Origin of the sequence: Bradyrhizobium niftali, from assembly GCF_004571025.1 — a bacterium.
Classification (GTDB): Bacteria; Pseudomonadota; Alphaproteobacteria; order Rhizobiales; family Xanthobacteraceae; genus Bradyrhizobium; species Bradyrhizobium niftali.
The window spans coordinates 123,830-149,816 of record NZ_SPQT01000023.1 but is presented as its reverse complement, the minus strand read 5'-3'; the positions used below and the strand labels follow the sequence as shown (position 1 = coordinate 149,816).

Genomic DNA, 25,987 nt, shown 5'->3' with positions numbered 1-25,987 from the left:
TTATTCCGCTGCAGCGCGCTCGCTGGCGCGCAGGGCCAAGAAACGTTCGGCCTCGAGCGCTGCCATGCAGCCGAGGCCTGCGGCCGTCACGGCCTGGCGATAAGTCTCGTCGGCGACGTCGCCGGCGGCGAACAGTCCGGGCACCGAGGTGGCGGTCGAGTTCGGGGCGACCTCGACATAGCCCGACGGTTTGAGCTTGACCTGGTCCTTCACGAGCTCGGTCGCCGGGGCGTGGCCGATGGCGACGAAGATGCCGTCGGCCTTCAGCTCGGTGAGCGCGCCGGTCCTGACGTTCTTGAGGCGGACATGGGTGACCTTGTTCGGGTTCTCGGTGCCGCAGATCTCGTCGACGGCTGAGTCCCAGACCACCTTGATCTTCGGGTGCTTGAACAGACGCTCCTGCAGGATGCGCTCGGCGCGGAAGTGGTCGCGACGATGCACGATGGTGACCTGCGAGGCATGGTTGGTGAGGAACAGCGCTTCCTCGACCGCGGTATTGCCGCCGCCGACCACGATCACTTCCTTGCCGCGGTAGAAGAAGCCGTCGCAGGTGGCGCAGGCCGAGACGCCGCCGCCCTGGAATTTCCCTTCGGACGGAAGCCCGAGCCAGCGCGCTTGCGCGCCCGTGGCGAGGATCACGGTTTCGGCGAGATAGACGTCGCCGCTGTCGCAGGTGAGGCGGAACGGACGTCGCCCGGTCTCCAGCTTGATCACGAGGTCGGTGACGATCTTGGTGCCGACCTGGACTGCCTGCTTCTCCATCTGCTCCATCAGCCAGGGGCCCTGGATCACGTCGGCGAAGCCCGGATAATTCTCGACGTCGGTGGTGATGGTGAGCTGGCCGCCCGGCTGGATGCCCTGGATCAGGATCGGCTCGAGCATCGCGCGCGCGGCGTAGATCGCCGCCGTGTAGCCCGCGGGGCCAGAGCCAACAATCACGACCTTTGCATGAACAGGAGCGGACATTTCGATGGACGCCTTTCACGGGGGATTTGCAGCGCGGGCGCGGAAGGAGCCAGGAGGCCTCGCGGAAGCGCTGAAATATCAGAGCTAATCTAAGCGTTCTGGTGAGCTATGCAAGAATTGCATTCCCTGTCGGCGGATTTTTCCAACAAGGAACAAAAGTCGATTGCGCTGCACGCGCAATAAAATTGCGCAATGGGTGCGGACTGGGCTATGAGGATTGCGACAGACCCACCCGATACCGCCGCAAAGGCCAGGAGTTCCAATCACGTGTCGCGGAACCTAGACGAGATCGACCTGAAAATTCTCACCGAGATTCAGGCCGACGGTCGAATCACGAATGTTGAGCTCGCCAAGCGGGTGGGCATTTCGCCACCGCCCTGCCTGCGCCGGGTCCGGGCGCTCGAGGAGGAGGGCTATATCCACGGCTATCGCGGGCTGCTGGATGCGCGAAAGCTCGGTTTCGACGTCACGGTGTTTGCCGCCGTGCACCTGTCCAGCCAGGCCGAGGCGGATTTGCGCGCCTTCGAGGAGTTCGTCCGCGCCGAGCCGCTGGTGCGGGAATGCTGGATGCTGTCCGGCGAGGTCGATTTCATCCTGAAATGCGTCGCGCCTGACATGGCGACCTTCCAGGATTTCGTCACGCACCTGACCGCCGCGCCCCATGTCCGCAACGTGCGGACGTCGCTGGTGCTGCACAATTCGAAATACGAGGCGGCCGTGCCGCTGGACGTGAAGGGGCGGCGGTAGGGCGCCGCTCTCGTGCCCCGGACGCAGCGCAGCGCTCCTTTAGCGGTGCGCTGCAGAGCCGGGGCCCATCTCACCGCGATTGACCGAGTTGCTTTCTGGGTCCCGGCTCTGCGCAGCAACGCTAAGGGCGTTGCAGCGCGTCCGGGACACGAGAGAGACGGATGCTGTTGCCACGCTCCGTCATTGCGAGCGTAGCGAAGCAATCCAGACTGTCTCCGCGGAAAGATTCTGGATTGCTTCGCTGCGCTCGCAATGACGACGGGTGAGGCCGCAAGTCCCTCACATTCCGAGCAATACGCAGAAACAAAAAGGCCGCGCCAAGCGCGGCCTTTTCAAAACATCATGACGCGCAGCGGCAAATCCTTACCGCCACTCCACCTTGGTGATCTCGTACGCCTTGGCGCCGCCGGGTGCGTTGACCTCGACGGTCGAACCCTTCTTCTTGCCGATCAGCGCGCGCGCGAGCGGCGAGGTGATGGAGATGCGGCCCTTCTTGGCGTCGGCCTCGACCTCGCCGACGATCTGCCACACCGTCTTCTTCTCGGTGTCCTCGTCGACCAGGGTCACGGTGGCGCCGAACTTGATGGTGTCGCCAGACAGTTTCGAGATGTCGATGATGTCGGCGCGCGCGAGCTTGTCCTCGAGCTCCGCGATGCGGCCCTCATTGTGGGACTGCTCTTCCTTCGCGGCGTGATATTCCGCGTTTTCCGACAGGTCTCCGTGCGAGCGCGCCTCCGCGATATGCTCGATGATGCGCGGACGGTCCTCGGACTGGCGCTTCTTCAATTCTTCCCCGAGCGCGGCAAACCCGGCCGAAGTCATCGGAACCTTTTCCATCTTCTCTCTCGTCCTTCGATCGTGCGCCCCAGAACGCGAATGGGCGCCCAACCTTGATTCGTCGGTATTTCCGGGGCTCGGTACATGAGCCGCCGGACGTCGACAGATATGGGCTTGGCGCCGGAACAGAACAACCATATGGCCGGACAGTTCCTGCGGCCATTGTGGCTTGACTGCCAATCACTTAGCGGAAGGCTTAACCTCTCAAGGCCTTGCCTTCCACTCGCGATCAGGTTTCCGAAAAGTAGCTCTGCAGGGTACGAACCTCAAGGTCCCCATCCAGATAGGCGCGGATGCCCTGCGCGGCCGCCACGGCCCCGGAAAGAGTGGTGTAATACGGCACTTTATGCAAGAGGGCCGCGCGCCGCAGTGAACGGCTGTCGGCGAGCGCCTGCGGGCCTTCGGTGGTGTTGAAGACGAGCTGGACGTCGCCATTGGTGATGGCGTCGACGATATGCGGCCGCCCTTCCAGCACCTTGTTCACCTTCTCGGTCGGGATGCCCTGGTCGGTCAGGAAGCGCTGCGTGCCCGACGTCGCCAGAACCTTGAAGCCGAGAGAATGCAATTCGCGAACAGCCTCGGCGATGCGCGTCTTGTCGCTCTCGCGCACCGAGACGAACACCGTGCCCTTGCGCGGCACCCGCGTGCCGCCGCCGAGCTGGCTCTTGGCGAAGGCCACCGCAAACGAGCTGTCGATGCCCATGACCTCGCCGGTCGAGCGCATCTCGGGGCCGAGCACCGTGTCGACGCCGGGGAAGCGCGCGAACGGGAATACCGATTCCTTGACGCCGACATGCTTGAGCTGCGCCTTCGTCAGCTTGAAATCGGCGAGCTTCTCGCCGGCCATGATGCGCGCGGCGATCTTGGCGACCGGCGTGCCGACCACCTTGGCGACGAAGGGCACCGTGCGCGAGGCGCGCGGATTGACTTCGAGCACGTAGATCTCGCCGTCCTTGATGGCGTATTGCACGTTCATCAGGCCGACGACGTCGAGGCCGAGCGCGAGCTCGCGCGTCTGCCGCTCCAGCTCCTCGATCATCTTCGCATCGAGCGAGTGCGGCGGCAGCGAGCAGGCGCTGTCGCCGGAATGGATGCCGGCTTCCTCGATGTGCTCCATGATGCCGACGATGAAAGTGTCCTTGCCGTCGCAGAGGCAGTCGACGTCGATTTCGGTCGCGTCCGACAGGTAGCGGTCGAACAGCAGCGGGTTCTTGCCGAGCACGGTGTTGATCTGCCCGGTCTTGTCGTTCGGATAGCGCGCCTTGACGTCGGCCGGCACCAGCTCGGGCAGCGTGCCGAGCAGGTAGTCGTTGAGCTGGTTCTCCTCGCGGATGATCTGCATGGCGCGGCCGCCGAGCACGTAGGACGGGCGCACCACCAAGGGCAGGCCGAGATCGGCGGAGACGAGCCTCGCCTGCTCGACCGAATAGGCGATACCGTTCTTCGGCTGCTTCAGCCGCAGCTTGTCGAGCACGCGCTTGAAGCGGTCGCGGTCCTCGGCAAGGTCGATGGCGTCGGGCGAGGTGCCCAGGATCGGCACTTCGGCGGCCTCCAGCGCGCGCGCCAGCTTCAGCGGCGTCTGGCCGCCGAACTGCACGATCACGCCGTGCAGCGTGCCGTTGCTGCGCTCCTTCGCGATGATCTCCAGCACGTCCTCGGCGGTGAGCGGCTCGAAATAGAGCCGGTCGGCGGTGTCGTAGTCGGTCGACACCGTTTCCGGGTTGCAGTTGACCATGATGGATTCGTAGCCGGCGTCATGCAGCGCGAAGCAGGCATGACAGCAGCAATAGTCGAACTCAATGCCCTGGCCGATGCGGTTGGGCCCGCCGCCGAGAATGATGACCTTCTTCTTGTCCGACGGCGTGCTTTCGTCCGCCGGGGCGCCCGCAAACGGCGCCTCGTAGGTCGAGTACATGTAGGCGGTTGGCGAGGCGAATTCGGCCGCGCAGGTGTCGATGCGCTTGTAGACCGGGCGAACGCCGAGCACGTGGCGCTTCGCCGTCACCTCGGCTTCCGTAGTCTGCGCCAGCACTGCAAGCCGCGCGTCCGAAAAACCCATGCTCTTGAGCGTGCGCATGCCGAAGGCGTTGGTAGGCAGGCCGTGCTTGCGAACCTTCTCCTCCATGTCGACGATGCCGCGCATCTCGCCGAGGAACCACGGATCGATCTTGCAGGAGTTGAAGATCTCCTCATTGGTCCAGCCCAGCCGCATCGCTTGCGCGACCTGGAGCAGCCGGTTCGGCGTCGGCGTGCCCAAAGCGGCGCGGATCGCGTTCTTGTCGTCGTGCTGGCCCAGCCCCTCGATCTCGATCTCGTCGAGGCCGGTGAGGCCGGTCTCGAGCCCGCGCAGCGCCTTCTGCAGGCTTTCCTGGAAGGTGCGGCCGATCGCCATGACTTCGCCGACCGACTTCATCGACGTCGTCAGCGTGTGGGAGGCGCCGGGGAATTTCTCGAAGGCAAAGCGCGGCACCTTGGTAACGACGTAGTCGATCGTCGGCTCGAACGAGGCAGGCGTCGCGCCGCCGGTGATGTCGTTGGCGATCTCGTCGAGCGTGTAGCCGACCGCGAGCTTGGCCGCGACTTTTGCGATCGGGAAGCCGGTGGCCTTTGAAGCAAGGGCAGAGGAGCGCGACACGCGCGGATTCATCTCGATGACGACCATGCGGCCGTCTTCCGGATTGACGCCGAACTGCACGTTGGAGCCGCCGGTCTCCACCCCGATCTCGCGCAGCACCGCCAGCGAGGCGTCGCGCATGATCTGGTATTCCTTGTCGGTCAGCGTCAGCGCCGGCGCCACCGTGATGGAATCGCCGGTGTGCACGCCCATCGGATCGAGGTTCTCGATCGAGCAGACGATGATGCAATTGTCCTTCTTGTCGCGCACCACCTCCATCTCGTACTCCTTCCAGCCGAGCACGGATTCTTCGATCAGCACTTCGTTGGTGGGAGAGGCGTCCAGGCCGCGCTCGATGATGTCGAGGAACTCTTCCTTGTTGTAGGCGATGCCGCCGCCGGTGCCGCCCATGGTGAAGGAGGGGCGGATGATCGCGGGCAGGCCGATCTCGGACAGCGCCATCATGGCTTGGCCGAACGCGTATTCCTGGTAGCGCTTGCGGCGATCGCTTTCGCCCAGCGTCCACTGCCGCTCGAGCTCTTCGAGGGCGGCGCCGGAGAGCTTTTCGCGCTCGGCGAGATATTTGTCGCGGAACGACTTTTTCAGCGCCGACGCATTGGCAAGCCGTGACTTCGGCGTCTCGAGCCCGATCTTGGTCATGGCCTCGCGGAAGAGCTGGCGATCCTCCGCCTTGTCGATCGCATCGGCCGTGGCGCCGATCATCTCGACATCGAACTTTTCCAGCGTGCCCTGCCGGCGCAGCGACAGCGCGCAGTTCAGCGCAGTCTGGCCGCCCATGGTCGGCAGCAGCGCGAAGCCTCCGGGGATGACGTGACGTTCCTTCTCGATGATCTTGGCGACGATCTCGGGCGTGATCGGCTCGATATAGGTCGCATCCGCCAATTCCGGATCGGTCATGATCGTGGCCGGGTTGGAATTCACGAGGACGATGCGATAGCCCTCTTCCTTCAGCGTCTTCACCGCCTGCGTGCCCGAATAGTCGAACTCGCAGGCCTGGCCGATCACGATGGGGCCGGCGCCGATGATCAGGATGGTGGTGATGTCTGTACGTTTGGGCATCAACTCTCGCCGAAGTCGGATTTGGGCACAAAAAAAGGGCGCGCGGCTGCGCGTCCCTGTGGCCGAGAGCGCGGTGGTCTCCCTCGCGCGCGGGTGGGTCTTAGACCAGTTTTCGGGGCGGCGAAACCCCGAAAAACACCCATCAACCGGCAATTTTGACCGGTTTTGGCCGTGCCTGCCAGCCACGGGCGAGGTGCACCAGAAGCGAGGCCGCAACGCTCGTTCCGCCGATCCAGCCGAGGTCGTTTGGCGAGAGGGTGGCCAGCACCGCGCCTCCCAAGGCGCCGCCGATGGCGAAGCCCAGATACATCGAAGAGGCGTTGAGCGAGAGCGCGATCATCGAGGCCTGCGGCTCGATCCGGATGATGCTGGCGATCTGGGCCGGATAGAACGCCCAGCCCGAAATGCCCCACAGGAAGATCGTGCCCAGCACGGCATAATGCGCCTGTCCGGGCATCAATTTGAGGACCAGCGAATGCAGGATCAGCGCGGTCGCCATGCCCGCGAGCCCGAGCGCTGCGGTGGCGAGCGTGCCGAGCCGGTCGGCCAGGACGCCGCCGAGCATGTTCCCGATCGCGGCCGCGCCACCGAACACCAGCAGCGCAAGGCTGATCGTCGAGGCATCGAAGCCGAGGCCGCGCAACGGCACCGCGAAATAGGTGAACACGGTGAAGCCGCCGAGCCCCCATAGAATTGTGATTAGAAGCGCGACCAGGACACTGCTGTGACGCGCCACCGCCAGCCGTTCGCCGAGCGAAGCGGTGTTGCGCGGCAGGCCGCGGGGCAGGCCCAGCAAGAGGCCGGCGAGGGCAACGGCACCGATCAGGGCGACCATGGCAAAGGTCGCGCGCCAGCCGAGCAGGCTCCCGACGAGATTGCCGAGCGGGACGCCGATCACGGTCGCAACCGTCAGTCCCGAGGTGACCAGCGCCACCGCGCGGCCCCGCCGCTCAGGCGAGGCGACGGCGACCGACACCGCGAGCGCCGTCGGCATGCACAGTCCGGAGCCCAGGGCCATCAGCATCCGGGAAGCCAAAAGCAGGGCGTAGCTGGAAGCCACCATCGCCACGAGATTTCCGGCGATGAAGGTCGTCAGCGCCAGAGCCAGCACGGTACGGCGGTCGATATTGTTCAGCGCCACCGCCAGGATCGGCGAGCCCACCGCATAAGTGAGGGCATAGGCGGTAACCAATTGGCCGGCGGCGGAGACCGAAATCGACAGGTCGGTGGCGATCGCAGGCAAAAGCCCTGCAATAACAAAGCCTTCTGTGCCGATCGCGAAGGCCGCCAGGGCCAGCCAGAATACGCTCATGGGAAGATTTCCTATGTTCAATGTTTATTGAACTATCGAACGCGACGGTTTCAGTGTCAATCAGTTCAAGAACTATTGAACATTGCGAGCGCATCGCTATGATTCGGACCATGAGCCGCACGCCCCTCCACCCCACCCGCGAGCAGATCGAGCTGCCGATGGTCCTGGATTGCCTGAGCGATCCGATCCGGTTGGCGATCGTCTACCAGCTCGCCCAGCAGGAACGTGTCAGCAGCGAGCTGTGCTGTGGCGACTTCAATGGTCTCGCCGGCAAATCCAACCTCGCCTACCATTTCGCCAAGCTGCGCGAATGCGGCCTCATGCTGACACGCGTGGCGGGCACCAACCGCTTCATGCGGCTGCGCCGCGAGGATATGGAGGCGCGCTTTCCCGGCCTGCTCGATGCCGTGCTCAGCTCCGCAGCCAAGGATGCGGACCGGCTTCAGCTGCTGTCGGAGTGTGAAGTCGTCAAGGCAGATTGAGCCGCGGATACAGTCCGTCTACGCTTTCGCTTCGGTCAAGCGTGGCTGCGCCACGCGTAGCCTCGCAGGGGCGAAGCGTGGAGACCCGGCCTGGATTTGAACCAGGATGAAGAGCGATGCACCGCCCTCGCGTAGACACTTCCGCCACCGGGCCGCACCGATCATGGCGGAACGGGGTGCGCCAAGCCACCTCAGCCAAACGTTATGCTTAACGGATCATTGGCGGCCGCGCGATGAAGGTCATGCGCCAGCGATTGTGGCCGATATTGGTGTGGGCGCGCTGGACCGCGAACCCGGCCGCCTTAAGCCTCGCCGTGATCTCGTCCTCGCTGTAGCGCTGCAGCCCGATGCGCGAGCGCAGCTGACGGTAATCGGACAGCGCGGTGCTGATCAGCCCGATCAGCGCGTCCTTCAGGAAGCCGTGACGCAGGCCGAAGCTGAGCAGCGCTGTCACGTCCCTGAACATGCCGACATTGGGCTGGAGGATGTCGCCGAGCACCAGCTTGCCGGACGGGGTCAATAACCGCCGGATGGTGAGCAGCGCGGCATCGAGCTCCTCCGGCGTCATGTATTGCGCGACCGAGTTCATCACCACGAGGTCGATGGACTGGTCCTGCATCTTGCGCACGTCGTCGAGCGAGCGGACGCGGATCTTTGTGTTCGGGGCAAACCGCGCGATCAGCCGGCCGCGCACGCCCGGCGCAGGCTCGGCCAGGATCAGCTTGCCGCAGGCGGACGCCACCTGGCTCGCCGACAGCGCCTCGCCGCAGGCATAGTCCAGCACCGTCGCCTCGGGCGAGGAGATGTAGCCGATGATGTCCCGCGCGATGATCTGGAAGTGCAAATCGCGATGCAGCTTGCTGACATAGATCGTGTGCGTGGAGTCGTAATAATCGATCCAATCGTCCATGGTATTCGAGGGCCCCACCAGACAGTTCCTGCGCAGGAACCGGTGCTGCCGCCTTGCGTTAGGGGTGCGACGGCGCGCCGTCAATGTCCGCGTCCTAACAGGAAGGTTTCCCGTGAGCAAAGCCCCCAACAAGGTCTCGCCCGACCTCGACACCCCCACCGATCTGTCGCCCCAGGCCGTCAACAAGGTTTCGGAGGCGCTCAACGTGCTTCTGGCCGACGCATTCGCGTTGTATCTGAAGACCAAGAACTTCCACTGGCACATCAGCGGCCGGCATTTCCGCGATTACCATCTGCTGCTCGACGAGCACTCGGACCAGATCTTCGCCACCACCGATCAGCTCGCCGAGCGCGTCCGCAAGATCGGCGGCGCGACGCTGAAGTCGATCGGCCAGGTCGCAAAACTCCAGACCATCAAGGACAACAACGAGGATTACGTCCCGCCGCGCGAGATGCTGCGCGAACTGATGCAGGACAACAAGCATGTCGCGAGCGCGATGCGCAAGGCCCACGACGTCTGCGACGACGCCGGCGATGTCGCCAGCGCCAGCATCCTCGAGGTCTTCATCGACGAGACCGAGCGGCGCACCTGGTTCCTGTTCGAAGCCACCCGCCAGGAAGGCGCGAACGAGGCTTAGGGGCGCAAATGCCGCGATCTATCCACGATGTCGTCCCGGCCTAGTGCGCAATTGCGCACGGGGGGCCGGGACCCATAACCCCAGGGAGAAGTTGTGGCACGAGATGCGCGTTGGCCGATCTTCGCCAAACTAGCTTTTGTGGTTATCGGTCCCGGCCTTCGCCGGGACGACATCGGAGTTTTTGGCGCGCGCTAGCTCCGCCACAACCGCATCAGCGCCCCATCCTTGCCCGTCACAGGATCGGCCGGCGGCAGCGCGACCTTCGGGATCGTCTTCAGCGCCTTGCCATGGTTCTCCGGCGTCGCCCGCGTGATTTCCATCGTCGCGCCCGGCGGATAGGCGCCGATCACGCAGAAGTCGCGGCTGGTGTTGATGCATTGATGCCCGGTGCCGGCGGGCAGGATCGCGACGTCGCCGGCGCTGATCTGAAGCTCCTGGCCATGGTCGCCGCCGAAGCGAACGCGTGCGCTCCCACGCGCAACGCCAAGCACCTCATGCACCGTCGCGTGATAGTGCAGATAGTCGTAGACGCCGTTGCGCCACGTGCCGCCCCAGCCGTTCTCCTCGAACAGGTTTTCGATCGTCTCCTCCGGATGCTCCGGGTCGAGTTTCACCGCCCCCTGGTAGACCAGGAAGGGGAGGACGTTGTTCGGCACGAGCCCGTCATCCTCAAACACGATGGCGAGCGGCTCGGCATTGTCGCGGACGACGGACATGGCTGGGCTCCGGAAAAGACCGTACGCCTCAACTGGCGTCGCCCGGATTGCGTTCCTCTCGTGTCCCGGACGCGATGCGGCGCATCGCAGAGCCGGGACCTAGAGTGCCGAGTTATGGGCCCCGGTTCAGCAGTGCATCACGCCGCGAAGAGCGCCGCGCTGCACTGCGCCCGGGGCACGAGAGCCGCAGCCGAGCCTACGCGCTCCTCTTCTGCCGCATCAGATCGGCAAAGCGCTGGAACAGGTAGTGCGAGTCGCGCGGGCCGGGTGAAGCCTCGGGATGGTACTGCACCGAGAACACCGGCTTGCCGTCGAGCTGGATGCCGCAGTTGGACCCATCAAACAAAGAAATGTGGGTCTGCGTCGCGCCCTTCGGCAGCGTCGTCTCGTCCACGGCGAAGCCGTGATTCATCGAGGTGATCTCGACCTTGCCGGTGGTCTCGTCCTTCACGGGATGATTGGCGCCGTGATGGCCCTGATGCATCTTCTTGGTCTTGGCGCCGACGGCGAGGCCGAGCATCTGGTGGCCAAGACAAATCCCGAAGGTCGGCGTGCCCGACTTGATGACGTCCCGGATGACAGGCACGGCATATTTGCCGGTCGCGGCCGGATCGCCCGGACCGTTCGACAGGAACACGCCGTCCGGCTTCATCGCCAGGATGTCTTCGGCAGACGTCGTCGCCGGCACCACCGTCACCTTGCAGCCGACGCCGGCGAGCAGGCGCAAAATGTTGCGCTTGATGCCGTAGTCGATGGCGACGACGTTGAACTCGGTCTTGTCCTGGCGGCCAAAACCCTTGTCCCAGAGCCACGGCGTCTCGTCCCAGGTGAAGCGCTGGCCGGAGGTGACCATCGGCACGAGGTCCATGCCCTCGAGCCCCGGCCATTCGCGCGCTTCTTCCTTCAGGCCGTGCAGGTCGAACTCGCCGTTCCTGGCGTGCGCGATCACGGCATTGGGCATGCCCTTGCTGCGGATCAGCGCGGTCAGCGCGCGGGTGTCGATGCCGGAGAGGCCGATGATGCCGCGCGCCTTGAGCCAGGCGTCGAGATGCTTGGTGGCGCGGTAGTTCGAGGGATCGGTGATGGCGGTGCGCAGGATCACGCCGCGCGCGCCTGGCGTCGCGGCCATGTTCACCGTCTCGATGTCTTCCTCGTTCGTACCGACATTGCCGATATGCGGGAAGGTGAAGGTGATGAGCTGGCCGGCATAGGAGGGATCGGTGAGGATCTCCTCATAGCCGGTCATCGCGGTGTTGAAGCAGACTTCACCGACGGCGTGGCCTTCGGCGCCGAGACCGAAGCCTTCGAGCACCGTGCCATCGGCGAGCACGAGGAGCGCGGTCGGTTTATGGTCCGGCCAGGCGGGATCGTTGTCATGTTGTGTCATGAGCGCGTTTCATAGTCTGCCCACGCGCCTCCGTCAAAGCGGGAGAGGCCCGATTCACATGCGTTTTGCATATTTGACAGCCCGTCCCGGGTTCTTAAGCTTGGCCGCACAATTTCCGGCAAATCCAGGGGCTTTCGAGGCAATAATGGACCAGACCACCCCGCTTCTGCTGGTTCCGGGGCTGGCCTCCTCGGCCCGGATCTATGCCCCTGTGCTCCCGGCGCTGTGGCGGTTCGGCCCGGTGATGGTCGCCAACCATATCCGCGATGACAGCATGGCGGCGATCGCCCGCCGGGTGCTGAGCGAGGCCCCGCCGCGCTTTGCGCTCGCCGGCCATTCCATGGGCGGCTACATCGCGCTGGAGATCATGCGCCAGGCGCCCGAGCGGGTCTTGAGGCTCGCGTTGATCAACACCCAGGCCCGGCCCGATACGCCGGAGGCGACCCAGCGCCGCCGCGTCCTGATGGAGCGGGCGAAGCGCGGCGAGCTCCGTGCCGCGCGCGAGGAGATGTTTCCGGAGCTGGTGCATCCCTCGCGCCGCGACGATTCCGACATTCGCCGGCTCGTGCACGAGCAGGGCGATGACGTCGGCGTCGAAGGCTATCTGCGGCAGCAGACCGCGATCATCGCGCGGGTCGACTCGCGGCCGACGCTTTCAGCCATCAAGTGTCCGACATTGGTGATGACGGGCGACGCAGATAACACGATCCCGAATGCGTTTTCGAAGGAGATGGCTGAGAGCATCGCTGGTGCAAGGCTCGTGATCCTCGAACGCTGCGGGCATCTGCCGCAACCGGAACAGCCGGAAGCCACGGCGCGGGCGCTCGCCGAATGGCTCGCGAGCTAGGCGCTCATCCGCAATAAGCGGCCTTGGTCCATAGCGGCAGGAGGAAGAAGCTCACCATGGCAACATCGACCACGTAAAGGACGCGCCGGGCCTTCGGCGAGACTGGTTGCACCGAATGCTCACCCTCGTAGACCACGAGCGGATCGAACTTCGTCTCCCAGCCGAGCTTGTACGTCAGCAGGGACATGAAGTCGTAGACTGGCAGGTACAGCAGAAGGATCAGAAAGATGCCGTTCACGGCGATGGCAAGCCAGGACGAGCCAGCCTCTCCCGTGAAGGCCGGGAGCCTGCCGCAGGTATAGGGGCCGAAACGGCTTGCCCAGAGCACCACAAGGCAGACCGCCAACATGGCGAGATGCTTTCCGGTCTTCATGCAAGCACCTATATAGACTCCAAATCTTGTTGTAGACCATGAGTCTTTCCGGACTGTTTCCAAACGAGGCGATCATGCTGCGCGATGACATCAACAATGCGGTCAAGGAGGCCATGAAGGCCAAGGACGAGCGCAAGCTGTCCACGCTGCGCATGGTCAACTCGACCTTCAAGAACGCCGACATCGAGGCCCGAGGCAACGGCAAGCCGCCGCTGTCGGACGCCGACCTGCTCGCCGTGCTGCAGAAGATGATCAAGCAGCGCCAGGAATCAGTCGAGCTCTACGACAAGGGCGGCCGCGCCGAGCTCGCCCAGCAGGAGCGCGAGGAGATCGCGGTGATCTCGGCCTACCTGCCGAAGCAGATGTCCGAGGACGAGGTGAAGAAGGCGATCGCGGACGCGATCGCCGAAACCGGCGCCGCCGGCATGAAGGACATGGGCAAGGTGATCGCGATCCTGCGGGCGAAGTACGCCGGCCAGATGGATTTCGGCAAGGCGAGCGGATTGGTGAAGGCCGCGCTGTCTGGTTGAGCTGTCATTCCGGGGCGACGCGAAGCGTCGAGCCCGGAATCCATCAGGCCGCCAGCTCTGTTGCGAAATGGATTCCGGGCTCGTGCTTCGCACGCCCTGGAATGACGAGAAAAGATGGGGAGGCCGCCGATGAGCGCCGTCAAACCGTTCCGCATCGCCATTAGCGACGACATCCTCACCGATCTCAAATCGCGCCTCGCCCGCACGCGCTGGCCGGAGCCTGAACTCGTCGACGACTGGAGCCAGGGCGCGCCGCTGAAATGGATCCGCGAGATCTGCACCTATTGGGCTGATGGCTACGACTGGCGCGCCCGCGAAGCCAAGCTCAACCGCTTCGATCAATACACGACCGAGATCGACGGGCTCGATATCCACTTCCTGCATGTGCGTTCGCAGCAGCCGGCCGCGCTGCCGCTGATCATCACCCATGGCTGGCCCGGCTCGATCGTGGAATTCCAGAAGGTGATCGCGCCGCTGGTCGATCCCGCCGCACATGGCGGCAATCCCGCGGATGCGTTCCACGTGATCTGCCCTTCGCTGCCGGGCTTCGGCTTCTCCGCCAAGCCGAAGACCACCGGCTGGGGCGTCGACCGCATCGCCGCGACCTGGGCCAAGCTGATGGACCGGCTCGGCTACGCGCGCTACGGCGCGCAAGGCGGCGACTGGGGCTCGGCGGTGACGACCTCGCTCGGTGCGCAGGACGCCGGGCATTGCGCCGGCATCCACATCACGCTCGCCTTCAACGCGGCGCCGAAGGTCGAGGGTGAGCCGACGCCGGAGGAGAAGCGCGCACTCGCCGGCCTCAAGCATTATGTCGATCTCGACTCCGGTTATTCCAGGCAGCAATCGACGCGGCCGCAGACGCTCGGCTACGGCTTGACGGATTCGCCGAGCGGGCAGGCGGCCTGGATCCTGGAAAAGTTCTGGGCCTGGACCGATTGCAACGGCCATCCCGAGAACATCTTCACCAGGGACGAACTGCTCGACAACGTCATGCTGTATTGGGCGACGGAGACGGCGACCTCGTCCGCGCGGCTCTATTGGGAAAGCTTTGGCAAGCGCCGCACGACGCCCAGGGTCGGCGTGCCGACCGGTGTCGCCGTGTTCCCGAAGGAGATCATCACGCCGGTGCGGCGCTGGATGGAGCCCAATTTTCACAACATCACGCATTGGAGCGAGATGGAGAAGGGCGGCCATTTCGCCGCTTTCGAGCAGCCGGAGCTGTTCGTGCGCGACGTCAGGAAGTTCTTCGCGACCGTGCGGTAACTCTCTCACGGTCATTCCGGGGCGCGCAAAGGGCGAACCCGGAATCTCGAGATTCCGGGTTCGCCCTTTGGGCGCCCCGGAATGACATCGAATGGAGACGTCATGCCCGGGCTTGTCCCGGGCATCCACGAGCTTAGACTAGGCTCAAGAAGCAAGTGCGTGGATGGCCGGAACAAGCCCGGCCATGACGACGCCGTCAGGAAACGTCGAGCCATGCTCACCGAAGCCAAATCCTACGACGAGCTCTATCGCAACTTCCGCTGGGACGTTCCGGCGCGCTTCAACATGGCGGAGGCGTGCTGCGATCGCCATGCCGACGGCACCGGCCGCCTTGCGCTGATCTATGTCGACGAGAACGGCGCCACCACGCGCACCTCCTTCGACGAGGTCGCGGACATGTCGCGCCGCTTCGCCAACGTGCTGAAGGCGGATGGGCTCACGCGCGGCGACCGCGTCGCGGTGTTCCTGTCGCAATCGCTGGAGCTGCCGATCGCACATATGGCGGCGTTCCGCTCCGGGCTGATCTCGATCCCGCTGTTCGCGCTGTTCGGCGAGGACGCGCTGGAATTCCGCCTGTCGAATTCGCAAGCGAAGGCGATCATCACTGATGAGGCGGGCTGGGAGAAGCTCACGAAGGTCCGCGATCGGCTGCCCTATTTGCAGGACATCTATGTCACGAGCAGCGCCGTCCACGCCGGCGCAAAACCGTTCTGGTCGGCGATCGAAACCGCGTCCGAGGACTTTGCGACCGTCGACACCTCGGCCGACGATCCCGCGCTGATCATCTACACCTCGGGCACGACGGGCAATCCGAAGGGCGCGCTGCATGCGCATCGCGTCGTGCTCGGTCATCTGCCGAACGTCGAGATGTGCCACAACTTCCTGCCGCGCCCCGGCGATCTGATGTGGACGCCGGCGGACTGGGCCTGGATCGGCGGCCTCGTCAACGGCCTGCTCGCATTCTGGTACCACGGCATCCCGCTCGTCGGCCATCGCGCGCGAAAATTCGAGCCGCAGGCGGCGATGCAGATGATGGCCGATCTTTCCGTTCGCAACGTCTTCCTGCCGCCGACCGCGCTGAAGCTGATGCGGCAGGCCGGCGTGAAACATTCCGGCGTCAAGCTGCGCAGCATTTTCACCGGCGGTGAATCGCTCGGCGGCGAGCTGCTCGGCTGGGTGCGCGAGACCTTCGGCATCGACGCGCATGAAGTGTTCGGCCAGACCGAGTGCAATCTCGTGATCGGCAGCAACTCCAACCTGTTTCCGATCCGGCCCGGGGCGATGGGCAAGGCGACGCCGGGCTTCGACGTCCGTATCGTCAACGACAAGGGCGAGGAGCTGCCCACGGGGCAGCGCGGCATCATCGGCGTGCGCCAGCCGTGCCCCGTCACCATGCTCGAATACTGGTGCAATCCGGAGGCGACCGCGAAGAAATATGCCGGCGAATTCCTGCTCACCGGCGATCTCGGCGTGCAGGATGAGGACGGCTATTTCTGGTATGTCAGCCGCGAGGACGACGTCATCACCACCGCCGGCTATCGCGTCGGCCCGTCCGAGATCGAGCACACGCTGATGAAGCATCCGTCGGTGGCGATGGCCGCGGTGGTCGGCATTCCCGATCCGATCCGCACCGAGTCGATCAAGGCCTGGATCGTGCTGCGTCCGGGTTTTGCCGGCAGCGACGCGCTCGCGCGCGAGATCCAGGAGTTCGTGAAGGTGCAGCTCGCCGCGCACGAATATCCGCGCTTTGTGGAATTCGCCGAGACGCTGCCGATGACGGCGACCGGCAAGGTGCTGCGGCGCGAACTGCGGGCGAAGGGTTAGATTCTTACAATGGCAAAGACGTCTCAAGCCGCGGGGCTTCACCGCGCCTCACTTGCGAAGCTGCACGATCTGGATGCGGCGCTGGAGCTCATGTACTACGGCTGGCGCGGGATGACGCTGGAGGCCGACGACTATCTTGCAAAGCAGGGCCTGTCGCGCCCCCACCATCGCATCCTCTACGTGGTGGCGCGCCGGCCCGACATCGCGATCGGCGCGCTGATCGAGATCCTCGGCATTTCCAAGCAGGCGTTGAACCGGCCGCTCAACCTGCTGCTGGAGCGCAAGCTCCTGACGTCGAAGCGTTCGCCCGAGCAGCATCGCTCCAAGCTGCTGCGCCTGACGGACGCCGGGAAACGTATCGAGCAAAGGGCATCGGACCACGAGCGCAAGGTCCTGCGCGCGGCGTTCGATCGCGCCGGGGCGCCGGGGGCGGCGGCGTGGATGGCCGTCATGGGGGCGATCGCCGACAACAATTGACGGCGTCTCAAGTCAACGTAGTTGACATGACGGGCGAGCTTTGCCACTTTCTCGGCAACGAGCCAGGGGAGGGCCGCGTCATGGGCGGACGGAAGCCATGAGCGCTCAAGAGATGAGCGCTCAAGACACGAGTGCAAAGATGGATCGCGCAGCCGCCGAACGCTTCGTCGCGGCATGGTGCGCGAACTGGTGCAGGGTCGATATCGACGCGGTCGTCGCGCATTTTGCCGACAACGCGCAGATGCGCAGTCCTCTGGCATTGACGCTGACCGGTTCCCCCGTCGTCACCGGGGCGGAGAACATCCGCGCCTACTGGCGGAAAGCCTATGGCCACATCGAAAGCGCCGACCTGAAGATCCTGAACTGGAGCTGGGACGACACGATCGCGCGACTGACGGTGTGGTGGCAGCTCGGCGACACGCGCGCCAGCGAGTTCATGGATTTCGACGCTGCCGGCCGCGTGGTGCGCAGCGAAGCCTTTTACGGAAAATAGACATGCGCCTTTCGGATATCGTTCTGCTTCTCAATGCGCTCTGGTTCGTCGGCGCATTCATCCAGTTCAGCGTCGCCCAGCGCAACACGCTGAAGATATTGCTGCCGCGGGAAGAGCGCGGCAACCCGATCGCGCCGACCTTGGCGGCCAGCGTGGCGTTCCTGGGCGGGATCAATCTGCCGATCGGGCTCTTGTCGTTCTATCTTCTGGTGGCGCGTCCGTTCTTCTTCCAGCCGGTCGAAGCGCAGCTTGCGCTGTTCCTGTTCTTTGCCGGCTGCCACTTCAGCCAGTTCGCCTATAACCTGCCGGTCCTGATGCGCGGCGGGCGCGTCGGGGTCGCCTACTGGCCGGTGTTGAAGGGCCCGATGCTCAGGATCTTCGTCATCGACGCGGCCCTGTTCGCGGCCAATCTTGGTGTCGCGGTTCAGCTCGCGTCGTCGTCCTGACGTCATCGCGGCGGCGCCGACAGCGCGGACCGCAGCATCGCGGCGAGGTCGTGCCGCCGGAACGGTTTTGTCAGAATGCGGGCATCGCCGAGCCCGTCGGGCGCCTTGACGGGATTTTGGGTGTAGCCGGAGGTGAAGAGCACCTTGAGCCCGGGCCGCAGCTGGGCAGCCTGTCTGGCAAGTTCCGGCCCGAACATGCCGCCGGGCATCACGACGTCGGTGAACAGCAGGTGGATGTCCCCCGGCTGGCGCAACAGGTCGAGCGCCGCGGGACCGTTCGGCGCCTCGATGACGCGGTAGCCGAGCGTCTTCAGCTCGTTCACGACATAGGCCCGCACCATGTCGTCGTCCTCGACGAAGAGAATGGTCTCGCTGCCGTCGGGTGCGGCGATCCGCTCCCGCGGTGATGGATCCTCGGTCGGCGGCGTTGCGAGGCGGGGAAAGAACAGCCTGACGACACTGCCGTGTCCCGGTTCGGACTGCATCTGCACCAGGCCGCCGGACTGCCGCGCAAATCCGTAGACCATGCTGAGGCCAAGCCCGGTTCCCTTGCCAACCTCCTTGGTGGTGAAGAACGGCTCGAACGCGCGGCTCGCCACCTCGGCGGTCATGCCGCTGCCGGTGTCCGTCACCGCGACCATGACGTAGTCGCCGGGGCGCGGCTCGCCGTTGACGTCGACGTCGGTTTCTCCGAGCGAAGCGTTGCGCACCTCGACCGTCAGCTTGCCGCCGTCAGGCAAGGCGTCGCGCGCGTTGAGCACGAGGTTGAGCAGCGCAGTCGTCAGTTGGCCGGGATCGACGCTGGTCAACCACGCGTTCGCCTCGAGTGCGAAAGCGCACTCGATGTGCCCGCCCAGGGTCCGGCGCAGCAACGGCTCCATGTCGCGAACCTTGCTAGCGATGTCGATCTCTCGCGGCCTCAAGGGCTGCTTGCGCGCGAAGGCGAGCAGGCTCTGCGTCAGGTCGGAGCCGCGCTCGGCGGCGGTCGCGATGTCGCCGGCGATCCGGTGCAATTCCTTGTTTCCCACCAGACTGTCGGCAAGATGCTCCGCATTGCCGAGAATGACGGTCAGCAGATTGTTGAAATCGTGCGCCACGCCGCCGGTGAGCTGGCCCATGGCCTCCATCTTCTGGGACTGGCTGAGCTTCTGGTTGAGGTCCGCGATGGCGGCGCGTTGCTGCTGGAGCGACTCGGCGGTGTCGTTGAGCAGGCTCATCAGTCCGCCGAGCTCGCCGCCCGGATGGGGCGGTGGAATGCGCGCGCCGAGGTCGCCGCGCCCGAGCTTCTTCGCCATCGCGGCGAGCCGTCCGACCTGGCGCCCGACGCTCACGGTCGCGAGGATCCAGACCGCTGCCAGCAGCAGCAGCGAGGCCACGGCCAGGATCGCCATGTCCTCGTAGAGCCGGCGGTTCGCTGCCGCGACCAGCCCGTCCTTGGACCGTCCGACCAGGATGTAGAGACCGGCATCCCGGGTCGACGGTGAGCGGGCGGCGACGCTCCAGACATGGGCGCGGCCCTCGCGATCGGTGACCTCATGAAAGGACTCCCGGTCGGGCGTCGCCGCGAAGCGGAATAGTTCGGATCCTGCGATCGACCCGCCGACGGGCTCGGTCCAGCCTCCGCCGGAGGGGGCGACCAGAACCGTGCCCTTGGCGTCGACGAGCAGGATGTCCTTCTCAGCGAGCAGCCGCTTGTGGTGAAACTCCGCGAATTTGCGCAGGTTGAACGAAGCGAGCAGGATCAGCTTCAGCGCGCCCGCTTCCGATCGCACCGGATATGCGATCTGGAGCACCGACAGTCCGGTCAACCGGCCGAAGACGGGCTCGATCACGACGCCGCGCGAGACCAGGGCCTGCTTGAAATAGGCGCGATCCCGGAGGTCGAGGGTGCGGTTGGTCCGCAGCGAGTCGCAGAACAGGCTGCCGTCCGGATCGATGGTCAATATCCCCGTGAACTGTGGGTATTCCTCGCGCACTTCCGACAGAAACGCCGAGCACGCCGCCTTGTCGCGCGTGTCGAGATCGCGCGCACGGGCGAGACCATAGTGAAGCTGGGCGGTGCCCTGAATCTTCTCGTCCAGATCGCTGGCAATCTCGCCGGCCGTCGCAGCCAGATTGGCCAGCGCCGCGTTGATGTCGCTGCTTCGATTCTGCATGAAACGCAGCCCGACGAGGCCTGCCGGCACCAGCATGGCCGCGATGACGAGTATCAGTAGCCGGGTACGCAAGCTCATCGGTCGGGTGGTCCGCTCTGGTCATCGCGTGTGCTGGTTCGAAGATGCAATTTGCGGCACCACCGTCCGTTCCGTCCATAGGCATCGTGCCCAAAAGCCTGCGATGGGGGAAAGATTCTGAAGTCGCGCGCAGCACGGGTGAGCCCCCGACAGGGTTCGCCGGCGAGGCTATGCCGGGCTCCCAGGATACCGTCATCCGGAACCAACTTGCGCGTGCGCGCGGCGCCCGACGGCGCTAATATCGCGGTCGATCCGCGTGCGACGAAGATCGCACCGACAGATGAGGAGGAAGCCGATGTCCATCTCGGGCAAGGTCGATCCGGTGGTGCGTCCCATTATGGCGACCGACATTGCCGAGGCGCTGGTCGAGGGGCTCCGCGATTTCCAGGCGCTGCCGCTCTACGGGCTTTGCTTCGGCGCGCTCTATGCCGCCGGCGGCATCGCGATCATGCTCTGCCTCACCGCCTTCGGCATGGTCTATCTGGTCTATCCCCTGGCCGCCGGTTTCGCGCTGATCGGACCGTTCGTCGCGATCGGTCTCTACGAGGTCAGCCGCCGCCGCGAGCGCGGCGAGCCCGTCTCCTTCGGCGCGATCTGGTCGGCGATACGCTCGCGCAGTGAGATCGGCTGGATGGCGTTCGTCACGCTGTTCATGTTCGTGATCTGGATGTACCAGGTGCGGCTCCTGATCGCGCTGCTGCTCGGCCTGCACGCCTCGTTCTCGAGCCTTCAGGAGTTCATGACGGTGGTGCTGACGACCAATGAGGGTCTGCTGTTCCTCGCCATCGGCAACGCGGTCGGCGCCGTGCTGTCGCTGATCCTGTTCTCGCTCACCGTGGTGTCGTTTCCGTTGCTGCTCGACCGCGAGGTCGATTTCGTCACGGCCATGGTGACGAGCGTGCGTGCTGTCGTGACCAGCCCGCTGCCGATGATCGGCTGGGCGGCCGTGATCGTGATGCTGCTGATCGTCTCGGCGCTGCCCTACTTCCTCGGGCTGATCGTGACGCTGCCGGTGCTCGGCCATGCGACATGGCATCTCTATCGGCGTCTGGTGGCACCGGTGCCGTGAGAGGGGAGCCCGACGCACTCCAAGCGGTCGAAAACGAGGCTTCGGCGGCCTTATTCGGTCGAGAACGGCATTTGGCCCTTCAAAGGCGCGGCGCGGGCGAGAAAACGATAGCTAATTGCAGGGATTGCGCGCACGGTGCGTGCCAATGTCGGAAAGTCCGGTCGTCCCTGCGCACACGCGGCGCCGTGACTATGCGCGCGACGTGAAAGGGCGCATTCCTCGCACCGGCGGAGCCGACTCATCACGCCGTCGTAACGGCGATCGCGGTTCGATATGAGATCGAGCGCCAACCGAAAGCACCTGATGCAAATTCTCTCCCCACGACACGTCAAGACAGACGAAGCACTCCGGCTCGGCGTGGAGTCGGGCTGGTACGCGATCAAGGTCAGTGGGACCTTTGTCTCGGGCCCGCACGATTCGGAAGGGGAATGCCGTCGCAAGATCGACGAGATTCATCCGCCGCCGGCGAAGAAGAAGCGATGAGGGCGCCGATTCCGACCGCTACGGCGTCTTGATCCCCAACGCCTTCAGCGCATCCAGCATCCGCTGCGGCGGGCCCATCTTCACTACCAGCGGCTTGCCGGTCTCGAGCACGCTCTTGAGGCCGGAGAGGATCGCGGGCCAGCCCTGCCGTCCGCCGGAGAGGATGTCGTCGCTGAGCGGCCGGTCATGGCCTTCGCTCATGGTGAGACGGACTGCGTCGCCGACCTCTTCGATCTCGTAGGTGACGAGGGTTGGGCCGAGCTTCTCGATCAGATCGGGCCAGTTGACGTTGAAGGTGACCGAGAGCTTTCGCGGCGGATCGTAAGCGAGGACCTCGCCGCTGATGTGCAGGGCGCCGTCGGGCGTGCGCACGACGAAGGCACCGCAGAGCCGCGGCTCGACCTCCACGGCATTGCCGAAGAAATACTGCCGACTGAACTCGGCCGAGGTCAGCGCCTCCCACACCTTCTCCGGTGTGGAGGCGATGTAGATGGTGTAGACGGTGAGCGGCTTGAATTGATCGAGGTTCATTTTGCGTCGAATCCCTTGTTGAGGGCTGCGCGGGGGATGGCGAGCACCTTGCCTCTCTCCAGCAGGCTCTTGAGCCCGGACAGGATCGCCGGCCAGCCATTGGAGACGGCGCCGAGATATTTGCCGCCCTCGACGAAGCCGTCATGCAGCACGGTCAAACGCACGAGCGAGCCGAACGGTTCGATGGTGAAGACGACGCGCGAGATCGGCTCGCCGCGGAGCTCCTCGTATTTCTGGTGCTTGAAGCTGTAGGACAGGCGCCGCGGCGGATCGGCCTCGAGAATCTCGCCGGAATCGGTGATTTCGCCGTCCAGCAGGAGCGCGAAGGGCGAGCCGACGTTCCAGTCGGAACGGATCTCGGCGCCGAACCAGTATTGCCTGGTGAACTCGCTCGACGTCAGCGCCTCCAACAGCTTTTCCGGCGAGGTCTCGATATAGCTCACATAGACGAATTGCGGCTTACTCATCGCGCTTCTCCAACTGGCGTTTCAACTCGCCGAGCGCAGCGAGCTTGCCGCGCTCGAATTTCCTGATCCAGCGCTCGCCGATCTGATGGATCGGCACCGGATTGAGGTAATGCAGCTTCTCGCGGCCATGCCTGATGGTTGTCACCAGGTTGGCCTCTTCCAGAATCACAAGGTGCTTGGTCACGGCCTGCCGCGTCATCGAAAGGCCTTCGCAGAGTTCGTTCAGCGTCTGGCCGTTCCTGGCGTGAAGCCTGTCGAGCAGCGATCGTCGTGACGCGTCGGCGAGCGCTTTGAAGACCTCATCCATGATCACGATCATAGGCAACCAAATGGTTGCATGTCAAGATGGTGTCTTTGGCGCCCGCAAACGGCTGTGCTAGCCTCGACGTTCAGCCAACGCAGATTGGTTCCGGGAGGACATTCATGTTCCGTTGCGTCTTGACTGCTGCAAGCCTCGTCCTTTTCGCTTGCGGCAGCACGGTACATGCGCAGAAGCAGACTGTCGGCGCGCCGCCGGAAGCCTCCAACATGAAGCAGGTCGGGACCAACGACCTCCAGGCGCGCAGCGCGTATCAGCCGACCATCCATCATCAGGGCGATCGCTGGATCGCCTATATCGGCCATCATGGCGGCACCGACGACGTGCCCGCTCCCGTCAATCCGATGACGGGGAAGGCGGAGCCGAACGGAACCTCGATCGTCGACGTCACCGATCCCGCGCATCCCAAATATCTGCGTCACCTGCCGGGGCAGGACGGCAAATACGAATCCGGCGGCGCGCAGATGGTGCGGGTCTGCGACGGCAAGTCGTTGCCGAAGGGCGATCCGAATGCGGTCTACATGCTGCGCACCTTCGGCAGCGAGGCGCACGAGATCTGGAACGTCACCGATCCCGCCAGCCCCGTGCTGATCGCGCGCATTGGCGGCTTGAAGGACACGCACAAGAGCTGGTGGGAATGCGACACCGGTATCGCCTTTCTCGTCTCGGGCGCGCCGGACTGGCGCACGCGGCGCATGACGCAGGTCTATGATCTCTCCGATCCCGCGCATCCGCAGAAGATCCGTGACTTCGGCCTGCCGGGCCAGGAGCCCGGCGCCACCGGCGCGGTGCCGACCGAACTGCACGGGCCGATCTCGACCGGGCCCGACGGCAATCGCGTCTTTTTCGGGTACGGCACCAACAAGGGCGGTATCCTCCAGATCGTCGATCGCGACAAGCTGTTGAACGGGCCGAAGGAGCCGACGCCGGACAATCTGCGCTATCCCGAGATTGCGCGGATGCCGATGTCCGCCTTCAACGGCGCGCACACGACGTTCCCGATGCTCGACATGCCCGTTGCGGAATTTGCCGAGGACAAGGACGGCAGGACCCGCGACATCGTGATGATCGTGGACGAGGCGATCCTCAACGAATGCGGCGAGGCGCGGCAGATGGTGTGGTTCGCCGACGTCACCACCGAGACGCGGCCGATGATGATCTCGAGCTACACCGTTCCGGAGGCGAGCGGACAGTTCTGCCAGCGCGGCGGCCGCTTCGGCTCGCATTCCTCGAACGAGAGCATGGCGCCGGTCTACTACAAGAAGCTGGCCTTCATCGCCTTCTTCAATGCCGGCGTGCGCGCGCTCGACATCCGCGACCCCTATCACCCGAAGGAGGTCGGCTATTTCATTCCGTCGATCACGAGCGCGACCGACAAGCGCTGTATCCCGATCGAGGGCGGCGAGCGCTGCAAGGTCGCGATCCAGACCAACAACGTGGAGACGGACGATCGCGGCTACATCTACATCGTCGACCGCGCCAATACGGGCCTGCATATCCTCGAGCTGACCGGTCCCGCGCGCGCCGTCGCCGGCCTGCCGAAGAACTGACGATGCGGCGCGGGGTGAGGATGCTGATGGCCATGATCGCTCTCGGTGCGCTGTCCGGCGTGCGTACCCATGCGACGGAACACGCCGGGCAATGGCAGGAGATGAGCTGGCCGTTTCCCCGCGACGGCTGGCCCGCCGGCCGCGCGTTCCGTTGTACCGCGGGCGGCTGCGACGGTGCCGAGCTCTACGTCCGCGCCAAGCGCGGCTTCTGCAATTGCGATACCGGCGTTGCCGATGACGACGAGGTCGACCGCGTCACCGATATCGACCTGATCAGTCCGCGCTTCACGCCCGTCGCGGCGGGCGAGGCCGTGAGCATCGCCGCCATGCGGGGCCGCATCAGGCATTATGATTTCGACATGCCCGACGGTGCGCGCCATGCCGCCGCCGGCCTCGCGTTGTCGCGCCGCTGCGACCTGCTCGTCGCGGTGGCGCAAGGCGCGGGCGAGGCGAACGCCGTGCAGCGCGCGGCGCTCGTGTTCCTGGAAACACAGGAGATGAAGGAATGGATCGCCGCCGCGCTGGATGGGCGGTGAGGGGGGCGAACCGCGCCACGTTCTCCGCTGTCATCACCCGCGAAAGCGGGTGATCCAGTATTCCGAGGCGCTGGTGGGATACGGAGAAGCCGCGGCGTACTGGATACCCCGCATCCGCGGGGTATGACACCGGTGGTTGGGCGGGCACACCGCGCTCATCAGTCTTCCGTTCCCGCCTCCGCCATGCATTAATGTCCCCAACCGCCGCCCTCAGCGAGTTCCTCCCATGATGTCCATGCAAGCCTATCTCGCCTTCGTCGCCGCCTGCATTGCGCTGGCGCTGCTGCCGGGTCCGATCGTCACCCTCGTCATCGCCAACGGCCTGCGCCACGGCACGCGTGCGGCGCTCACCAATGTCCTTGGCGCGCAGGCCGGCCTTGCCATCGTCATCGGCATTGTTGCGGTCGGCCTGACCTCGCTGATGGCGACCATGGGCTACTGGTTCGACTGGGTGCGCTTTGCCGGCGCCGCCTATCTGGTCTGGCTCGGCATCAAGCTGATCTGGGCACCGGTCGAGGGCGTCAATGTCGACCAGCCGCCTCCGCCGCCGCGCGGCGGCTTCTTCCTGCAAGGTTTCCTGGTGCTGCTGTCGAACCCGAAGGTGCTGGTGTTCTTCGGCGCCTTCATCCCGCAGTTCATGGACATGAACCGCGACCACTTCCCGCAAGTCGCGCTGCTGGGCGCAACTTTCATGGTCACCGCGGCGATGACGGACGCGCTCTATGCGATTGCAGCCGGGCGCGCCCGAAAATTCTTCTCGGCCCGCCGCACGCGAATGATGTCGCGTATCTCCGGCGGCTTCATGATCGGCGGCGGTATCTGGCTGGCGCTGACGCGAGCGAAATAACCTCCTG

General features: G+C 64.8%; 27 protein-coding genes. 15 read left to right on the top strand and 12 right to left on the bottom strand.

Annotated elements, in window-relative coordinates; genetic code table 11:
* Positions 1 to 966 carry a thioredoxin-disulfide reductase gene (trxB, locus tag E4K65_RS32465; RefSeq protein WP_135177596.1) on the bottom strand — a complete coding sequence of 322 codons (966 nt, stop codon included), beginning with the start codon at positions 964 to 966 and terminating at the stop codon, positions 1 to 3.
* Between the two features lie 267 nt (positions 967 to 1,233).
* Between trxB and E4K65_RS32460 the strand changes: the two genes are divergently transcribed.
* Positions 1,234 to 1,713 (top strand): Lrp/AsnC family transcriptional regulator, encoded by a 480-nt coding sequence (locus E4K65_RS32460; protein ID WP_027547667.1) that lies wholly within the window; start codon positions 1,234 to 1,236, stop codon positions 1,711 to 1,713.
* A 363-nt stretch (positions 1,714 to 2,076) separates the two neighbouring features.
* On the opposite strand, the gene greA is transcribed toward E4K65_RS32460, so the two are convergent.
* The 3 genes from greA to E4K65_RS32445 all read right to left on the bottom strand — a co-directional run bounded on the left by greA (position 2,077) and on the right by E4K65_RS32445 (position 7,556).
* A complete protein-coding gene (gene greA, locus E4K65_RS32455; protein ID WP_027547666.1) occupies positions 2,077 to 2,550 on the bottom strand; it encodes a transcription elongation factor GreA in 474 nt (157 codons plus the stop codon).
* A 229-nt stretch (positions 2,551 to 2,779) separates the two neighbouring features.
* On the bottom strand, positions 2,780 to 6,244 hold the full coding sequence (gene carB / locus E4K65_RS32450; RefSeq protein WP_135177595.1) for a carbamoyl-phosphate synthase large subunit: 3,465 nt from the start codon (positions 6,242 to 6,244) through the stop codon (positions 2,780 to 2,782).
* 142 nt (positions 6,245 to 6,386) lie between these two features.
* Positions 6,387 to 7,556: an MFS transporter gene (locus E4K65_RS32445; protein WP_135177594.1), complete on the bottom strand. Its 1,170-nt coding sequence runs from the start codon at positions 7,554 to 7,556 to the stop codon at positions 6,387 to 6,389.
* A 110-nt stretch (positions 7,557 to 7,666) separates the two neighbouring features.
* On the opposite strand from E4K65_RS32445, the gene E4K65_RS32440 reads away from it, so the two are divergent.
* Entirely contained in the window at positions 7,667 to 8,038 is a 372-nt protein-coding gene (locus E4K65_RS32440; RefSeq protein ID WP_167771321.1) for an ArsR/SmtB family transcription factor, read from the top strand.
* Between the two features lie 208 nt (positions 8,039 to 8,246).
* On the opposite strand, the gene E4K65_RS32435 is transcribed toward E4K65_RS32440, so the two are convergent.
* A complete protein-coding gene (locus tag E4K65_RS32435) occupies positions 8,247 to 8,948 on the bottom strand; it encodes a class I SAM-dependent methyltransferase (protein ID WP_135177611.1) in 702 nt (233 codons plus the stop codon).
* Between the two features lie 112 nt (positions 8,949 to 9,060).
* On the opposite strand from E4K65_RS32435, the gene E4K65_RS32430 reads away from it, so the two are divergent.
* Entirely contained in the window at positions 9,061 to 9,585 is a 525-nt protein-coding gene (locus tag E4K65_RS32430; protein ID WP_092189953.1) for a Dps family protein, read from the top strand.
* A 191-nt stretch (positions 9,586 to 9,776) separates the two neighbouring features.
* Here E4K65_RS32430 and E4K65_RS32425 read toward each other — a convergent pair whose 3' ends face one another.
* Complete coding sequence (locus tag E4K65_RS32425) at positions 9,777 to 10,301, bottom strand: cupin domain-containing protein (protein ID WP_135177592.1); 525 nt, start codon at positions 10,299 to 10,301, stop codon at positions 9,777 to 9,779.
* A gap of 196 nt (positions 10,302 to 10,497) precedes the next feature.
* Positions 10,498 to 11,688 carry a glutamine-hydrolyzing carbamoyl-phosphate synthase small subunit gene (gene carA / locus E4K65_RS32420; protein ID WP_135177591.1) on the bottom strand — a complete coding sequence of 397 codons (1,191 nt, stop codon included), beginning with the start codon at positions 11,686 to 11,688 and terminating at the stop codon, positions 10,498 to 10,500.
* A gap of 145 nt (positions 11,689 to 11,833) precedes the next feature.
* On the opposite strand from carA, the gene E4K65_RS32415 reads away from it, so the two are divergent.
* Complete coding sequence (locus E4K65_RS32415; RefSeq protein ID WP_135177590.1) at positions 11,834 to 12,535, top strand: alpha/beta fold hydrolase; 702 nt, start codon at positions 11,834 to 11,836, stop codon at positions 12,533 to 12,535.
* 4 nt (positions 12,536 to 12,539) lie between these two features.
* Here the strand turns inward: E4K65_RS32415 and E4K65_RS32410 are convergent, their stop codons facing one another.
* Entirely contained in the window at positions 12,540 to 12,908 is a 369-nt protein-coding gene (locus tag E4K65_RS32410) for a hypothetical protein (protein WP_135177589.1), read from the bottom strand.
* Between the two features lie 74 nt (positions 12,909 to 12,982).
* Here E4K65_RS32410 and E4K65_RS32405 point away from each other — a divergent pair, with 74 nt between their 5' ends.
* From E4K65_RS32405 to E4K65_RS32380, 6 genes are all read left to right on the top strand, one after another.
* A complete protein-coding gene (locus E4K65_RS32405) occupies positions 12,983 to 13,438 on the top strand; it encodes a GatB/YqeY domain-containing protein (RefSeq protein WP_135177588.1) in 456 nt (151 codons plus the stop codon).
* A gap of 129 nt (positions 13,439 to 13,567) precedes the next feature.
* Positions 13,568 to 14,704, top strand: a complete 1,137-nt coding sequence (locus E4K65_RS32400) for an epoxide hydrolase family protein (protein WP_135177587.1) — start codon at positions 13,568 to 13,570, stop codon at positions 14,702 to 14,704.
* Positions 14,705 to 14,917: 213 nt separating this feature from the next.
* Positions 14,918 to 16,528: an acyl-CoA synthetase gene (locus tag E4K65_RS32395; RefSeq protein WP_135177586.1), complete on the top strand. Its 1,611-nt coding sequence runs from the start codon at positions 14,918 to 14,920 to the stop codon at positions 16,526 to 16,528.
* A gap of 9 nt (positions 16,529 to 16,537) precedes the next feature.
* The gene (locus tag E4K65_RS32390; protein ID WP_135177585.1) at positions 16,538 to 17,005 is read left to right on the top strand and encodes a MarR family transcriptional regulator; all 468 of its coding nucleotides are present in this window, start codon (positions 16,538 to 16,540) and stop codon (positions 17,003 to 17,005) included.
* Positions 17,006 to 17,144: 139 nt separating this feature from the next.
* Positions 17,145 to 17,498, top strand: coding sequence for a nuclear transport factor 2 family protein (locus tag E4K65_RS32385; RefSeq protein ID WP_235885807.1), 354 nt, complete (start codon positions 17,145 to 17,147; stop codon positions 17,496 to 17,498).
* 2 nt (positions 17,499 to 17,500) lie between these two features.
* Entirely contained in the window at positions 17,501 to 17,944 is a 444-nt protein-coding gene (locus E4K65_RS32380) for a hypothetical protein (protein WP_135177583.1), read from the top strand.
* A gap of 2 nt (positions 17,945 to 17,946) precedes the next feature.
* Here the strand turns inward: E4K65_RS32380 and E4K65_RS32375 are convergent, their stop codons facing one another.
* The gene (locus tag E4K65_RS32375; RefSeq protein ID WP_135177582.1) at positions 17,947 to 20,178 is read right to left on the bottom strand and encodes an ATP-binding protein; all 2,232 of its coding nucleotides are present in this window, start codon (positions 20,176 to 20,178) and stop codon (positions 17,947 to 17,949) included.
* Between the two features lie 295 nt (positions 20,179 to 20,473).
* Here E4K65_RS32375 and E4K65_RS32370 point away from each other — a divergent pair, with 295 nt between their 5' ends.
* Positions 20,474 to 21,247, top strand: a complete 774-nt coding sequence (locus tag E4K65_RS32370) for a DUF2189 domain-containing protein (RefSeq protein WP_167771320.1) — start codon at positions 20,474 to 20,476, stop codon at positions 21,245 to 21,247.
* 303 nt (positions 21,248 to 21,550) lie between these two features.
* Entirely contained in the window at positions 21,551 to 21,730 is a 180-nt protein-coding gene (locus E4K65_RS32365) for a hypothetical protein (RefSeq protein WP_135177580.1), read from the top strand.
* A gap of 18 nt (positions 21,731 to 21,748) precedes the next feature.
* On the opposite strand, the gene E4K65_RS32360 is transcribed toward E4K65_RS32365, so the two are convergent.
* The 3 genes from E4K65_RS32360 to E4K65_RS32350 are packed head-to-tail and all read right to left on the bottom strand — an operon-like array spanning position 21,749 to position 23,035.
* Positions 21,749 to 22,261, bottom strand: a complete 513-nt coding sequence (locus E4K65_RS32360; protein ID WP_135177579.1) for an SRPBCC family protein — start codon at positions 22,259 to 22,261, stop codon at positions 21,749 to 21,751.
* The gene (locus tag E4K65_RS32355; protein WP_135177578.1) at positions 22,258 to 22,728 is read right to left on the bottom strand and encodes an SRPBCC family protein; all 471 of its coding nucleotides are present in this window, start codon (positions 22,726 to 22,728) and stop codon (positions 22,258 to 22,260) included. The genes E4K65_RS32360 and E4K65_RS32355 overlap by 4 nt, the downstream gene beginning before the upstream one ends.
* On the bottom strand, positions 22,721 to 23,035 hold the full coding sequence (locus E4K65_RS32350) for an ArsR/SmtB family transcription factor (RefSeq protein WP_092189981.1): 315 nt from the start codon (positions 23,033 to 23,035) through the stop codon (positions 22,721 to 22,723). The genes E4K65_RS32355 and E4K65_RS32350 overlap by 8 nt, the downstream gene beginning before the upstream one ends.
* 116 nt (positions 23,036 to 23,151) lie before the next feature.
* On the opposite strand from E4K65_RS32350, the gene E4K65_RS32345 reads away from it, so the two are divergent.
* The 3 genes from E4K65_RS32345 to E4K65_RS32330 all read left to right on the top strand — a co-directional run bounded on the left by E4K65_RS32345 (position 23,152) and on the right by E4K65_RS32330 (position 25,980).
* Entirely contained in the window at positions 23,152 to 24,597 is a 1,446-nt protein-coding gene (locus tag E4K65_RS32345; RefSeq protein ID WP_135177577.1) for an LVIVD repeat-containing protein, read from the top strand.
* A gap of 26 nt (positions 24,598 to 24,623) precedes the next feature.
* Complete coding sequence (locus E4K65_RS32340; protein ID WP_430649045.1) at positions 24,624 to 25,133, top strand: hypothetical protein; 510 nt, start codon at positions 24,624 to 24,626, stop codon at positions 25,131 to 25,133.
* Between the two features lie 226 nt (positions 25,134 to 25,359).
* Positions 25,360 to 25,980 carry a LysE family translocator gene (locus E4K65_RS32330; RefSeq protein WP_209312106.1) on the top strand — a complete coding sequence of 207 codons (621 nt, stop codon included), beginning with the start codon at positions 25,360 to 25,362 and terminating at the stop codon, positions 25,978 to 25,980.
* Positions 25,981 to 25,987 lie beyond the last annotated feature (7 nt).

Excerpts from the sequence above, each read along its gene's own strand:
- carB (WP_135177595.1), bottom strand. The coding sequence starts at position 6,244 with ATGCCCAAACGTACAGACATCACCACCATCCTGATCATCGGCGCCGGC.
- E4K65_RS32440 (WP_167771321.1), top strand. The coding sequence starts at position 7,667 with ATGAGCCGCACGCCCCTCCACCCCACCCGCGAGCAGATCGAGCTGCCG.
- E4K65_RS32355 (WP_135177578.1), bottom strand. The coding sequence starts at position 22,728 with ATGAGTAAGCCGCAATTCGTCTATGTGAGCTATATCGAGACCTCGCCG.
- E4K65_RS32425 (WP_135177592.1), bottom strand. The coding sequence starts at position 10,301 with ATGTCCGTCGTCCGCGACAATGCCGAGCCGCTCGCCATCGTGTTTGAG.
- E4K65_RS32410 (WP_135177589.1), bottom strand. The coding sequence starts at position 12,908 with ATGAAGACCGGAAAGCATCTCGCCATGTTGGCGGTCTGCCTTGTGGTG.
- trxB (WP_135177596.1), bottom strand. The coding sequence starts at position 966 with ATGTCCGCTCCTGTTCATGCAAAGGTCGTGATTGTTGGCTCTGGCCCC.
- E4K65_RS32330 (WP_209312106.1), top strand. The coding sequence starts at position 25,360 with ATGATGTCCATGCAAGCCTATCTCGCCTTCGTCGCCGCCTGCATTGCG.
- E4K65_RS32390 (WP_135177585.1), top strand. The coding sequence starts at position 16,538 with ATGGCAAAGACGTCTCAAGCCGCGGGGCTTCACCGCGCCTCACTTGCG.
- E4K65_RS32345 (WP_135177577.1), top strand. The coding sequence starts at position 23,152 with ATGTTCCGTTGCGTCTTGACTGCTGCAAGCCTCGTCCTTTTCGCTTGC.
- E4K65_RS32370 (WP_167771320.1), top strand. The coding sequence starts at position 20,474 with ATGTCCATCTCGGGCAAGGTCGATCCGGTGGTGCGTCCCATTATGGCG.
- E4K65_RS32340 (WP_430649045.1), top strand. The coding sequence starts at position 24,624 with ATGGCCATGATCGCTCTCGGTGCGCTGTCCGGCGTGCGTACCCATGCG.
- E4K65_RS32365 (WP_135177580.1), top strand. The coding sequence starts at position 21,551 with ATGCAAATTCTCTCCCCACGACACGTCAAGACAGACGAAGCACTCCGG.
- E4K65_RS32375 (WP_135177582.1), bottom strand. The coding sequence starts at position 20,178 with ATGAGCTTGCGTACCCGGCTACTGATACTCGTCATCGCGGCCATGCTG.
- E4K65_RS32360 (WP_135177579.1), bottom strand. The coding sequence starts at position 22,261 with ATGAACCTCGATCAATTCAAGCCGCTCACCGTCTACACCATCTACATC.
- E4K65_RS32385 (WP_235885807.1), top strand. The coding sequence starts at position 17,145 with ATGGATCGCGCAGCCGCCGAACGCTTCGTCGCGGCATGGTGCGCGAAC.
- E4K65_RS32405 (WP_135177588.1), top strand. The coding sequence starts at position 12,983 with ATGCTGCGCGATGACATCAACAATGCGGTCAAGGAGGCCATGAAGGCC.
- E4K65_RS32415 (WP_135177590.1), top strand. The coding sequence starts at position 11,834 with ATGGACCAGACCACCCCGCTTCTGCTGGTTCCGGGGCTGGCCTCCTCG.
- E4K65_RS32350 (WP_092189981.1), bottom strand. The coding sequence starts at position 23,035 with ATGGATGAGGTCTTCAAAGCGCTCGCCGACGCGTCACGACGATCGCTG.
- greA (WP_027547666.1), bottom strand. The coding sequence starts at position 2,550 with ATGGAAAAGGTTCCGATGACTTCGGCCGGGTTTGCCGCGCTCGGGGAA.
- E4K65_RS32380 (WP_135177583.1), top strand. The coding sequence starts at position 17,501 with ATGCGCCTTTCGGATATCGTTCTGCTTCTCAATGCGCTCTGGTTCGTC.
- E4K65_RS32395 (WP_135177586.1), top strand. The coding sequence starts at position 14,918 with ATGCTCACCGAAGCCAAATCCTACGACGAGCTCTATCGCAACTTCCGC.
- E4K65_RS32445 (WP_135177594.1), bottom strand. The coding sequence starts at position 7,556 with ATGAGCGTATTCTGGCTGGCCCTGGCGGCCTTCGCGATCGGCACAGAA.
- E4K65_RS32400 (WP_135177587.1), top strand. The coding sequence starts at position 13,568 with ATGAGCGCCGTCAAACCGTTCCGCATCGCCATTAGCGACGACATCCTC.
- E4K65_RS32435 (WP_135177611.1), bottom strand. The coding sequence starts at position 8,948 with ATGGACGATTGGATCGATTATTACGACTCCACGCACACGATCTATGTC.
- carA (WP_135177591.1), bottom strand. The coding sequence starts at position 11,688 with ATGACACAACATGACAACGATCCCGCCTGGCCGGACCATAAACCGACC.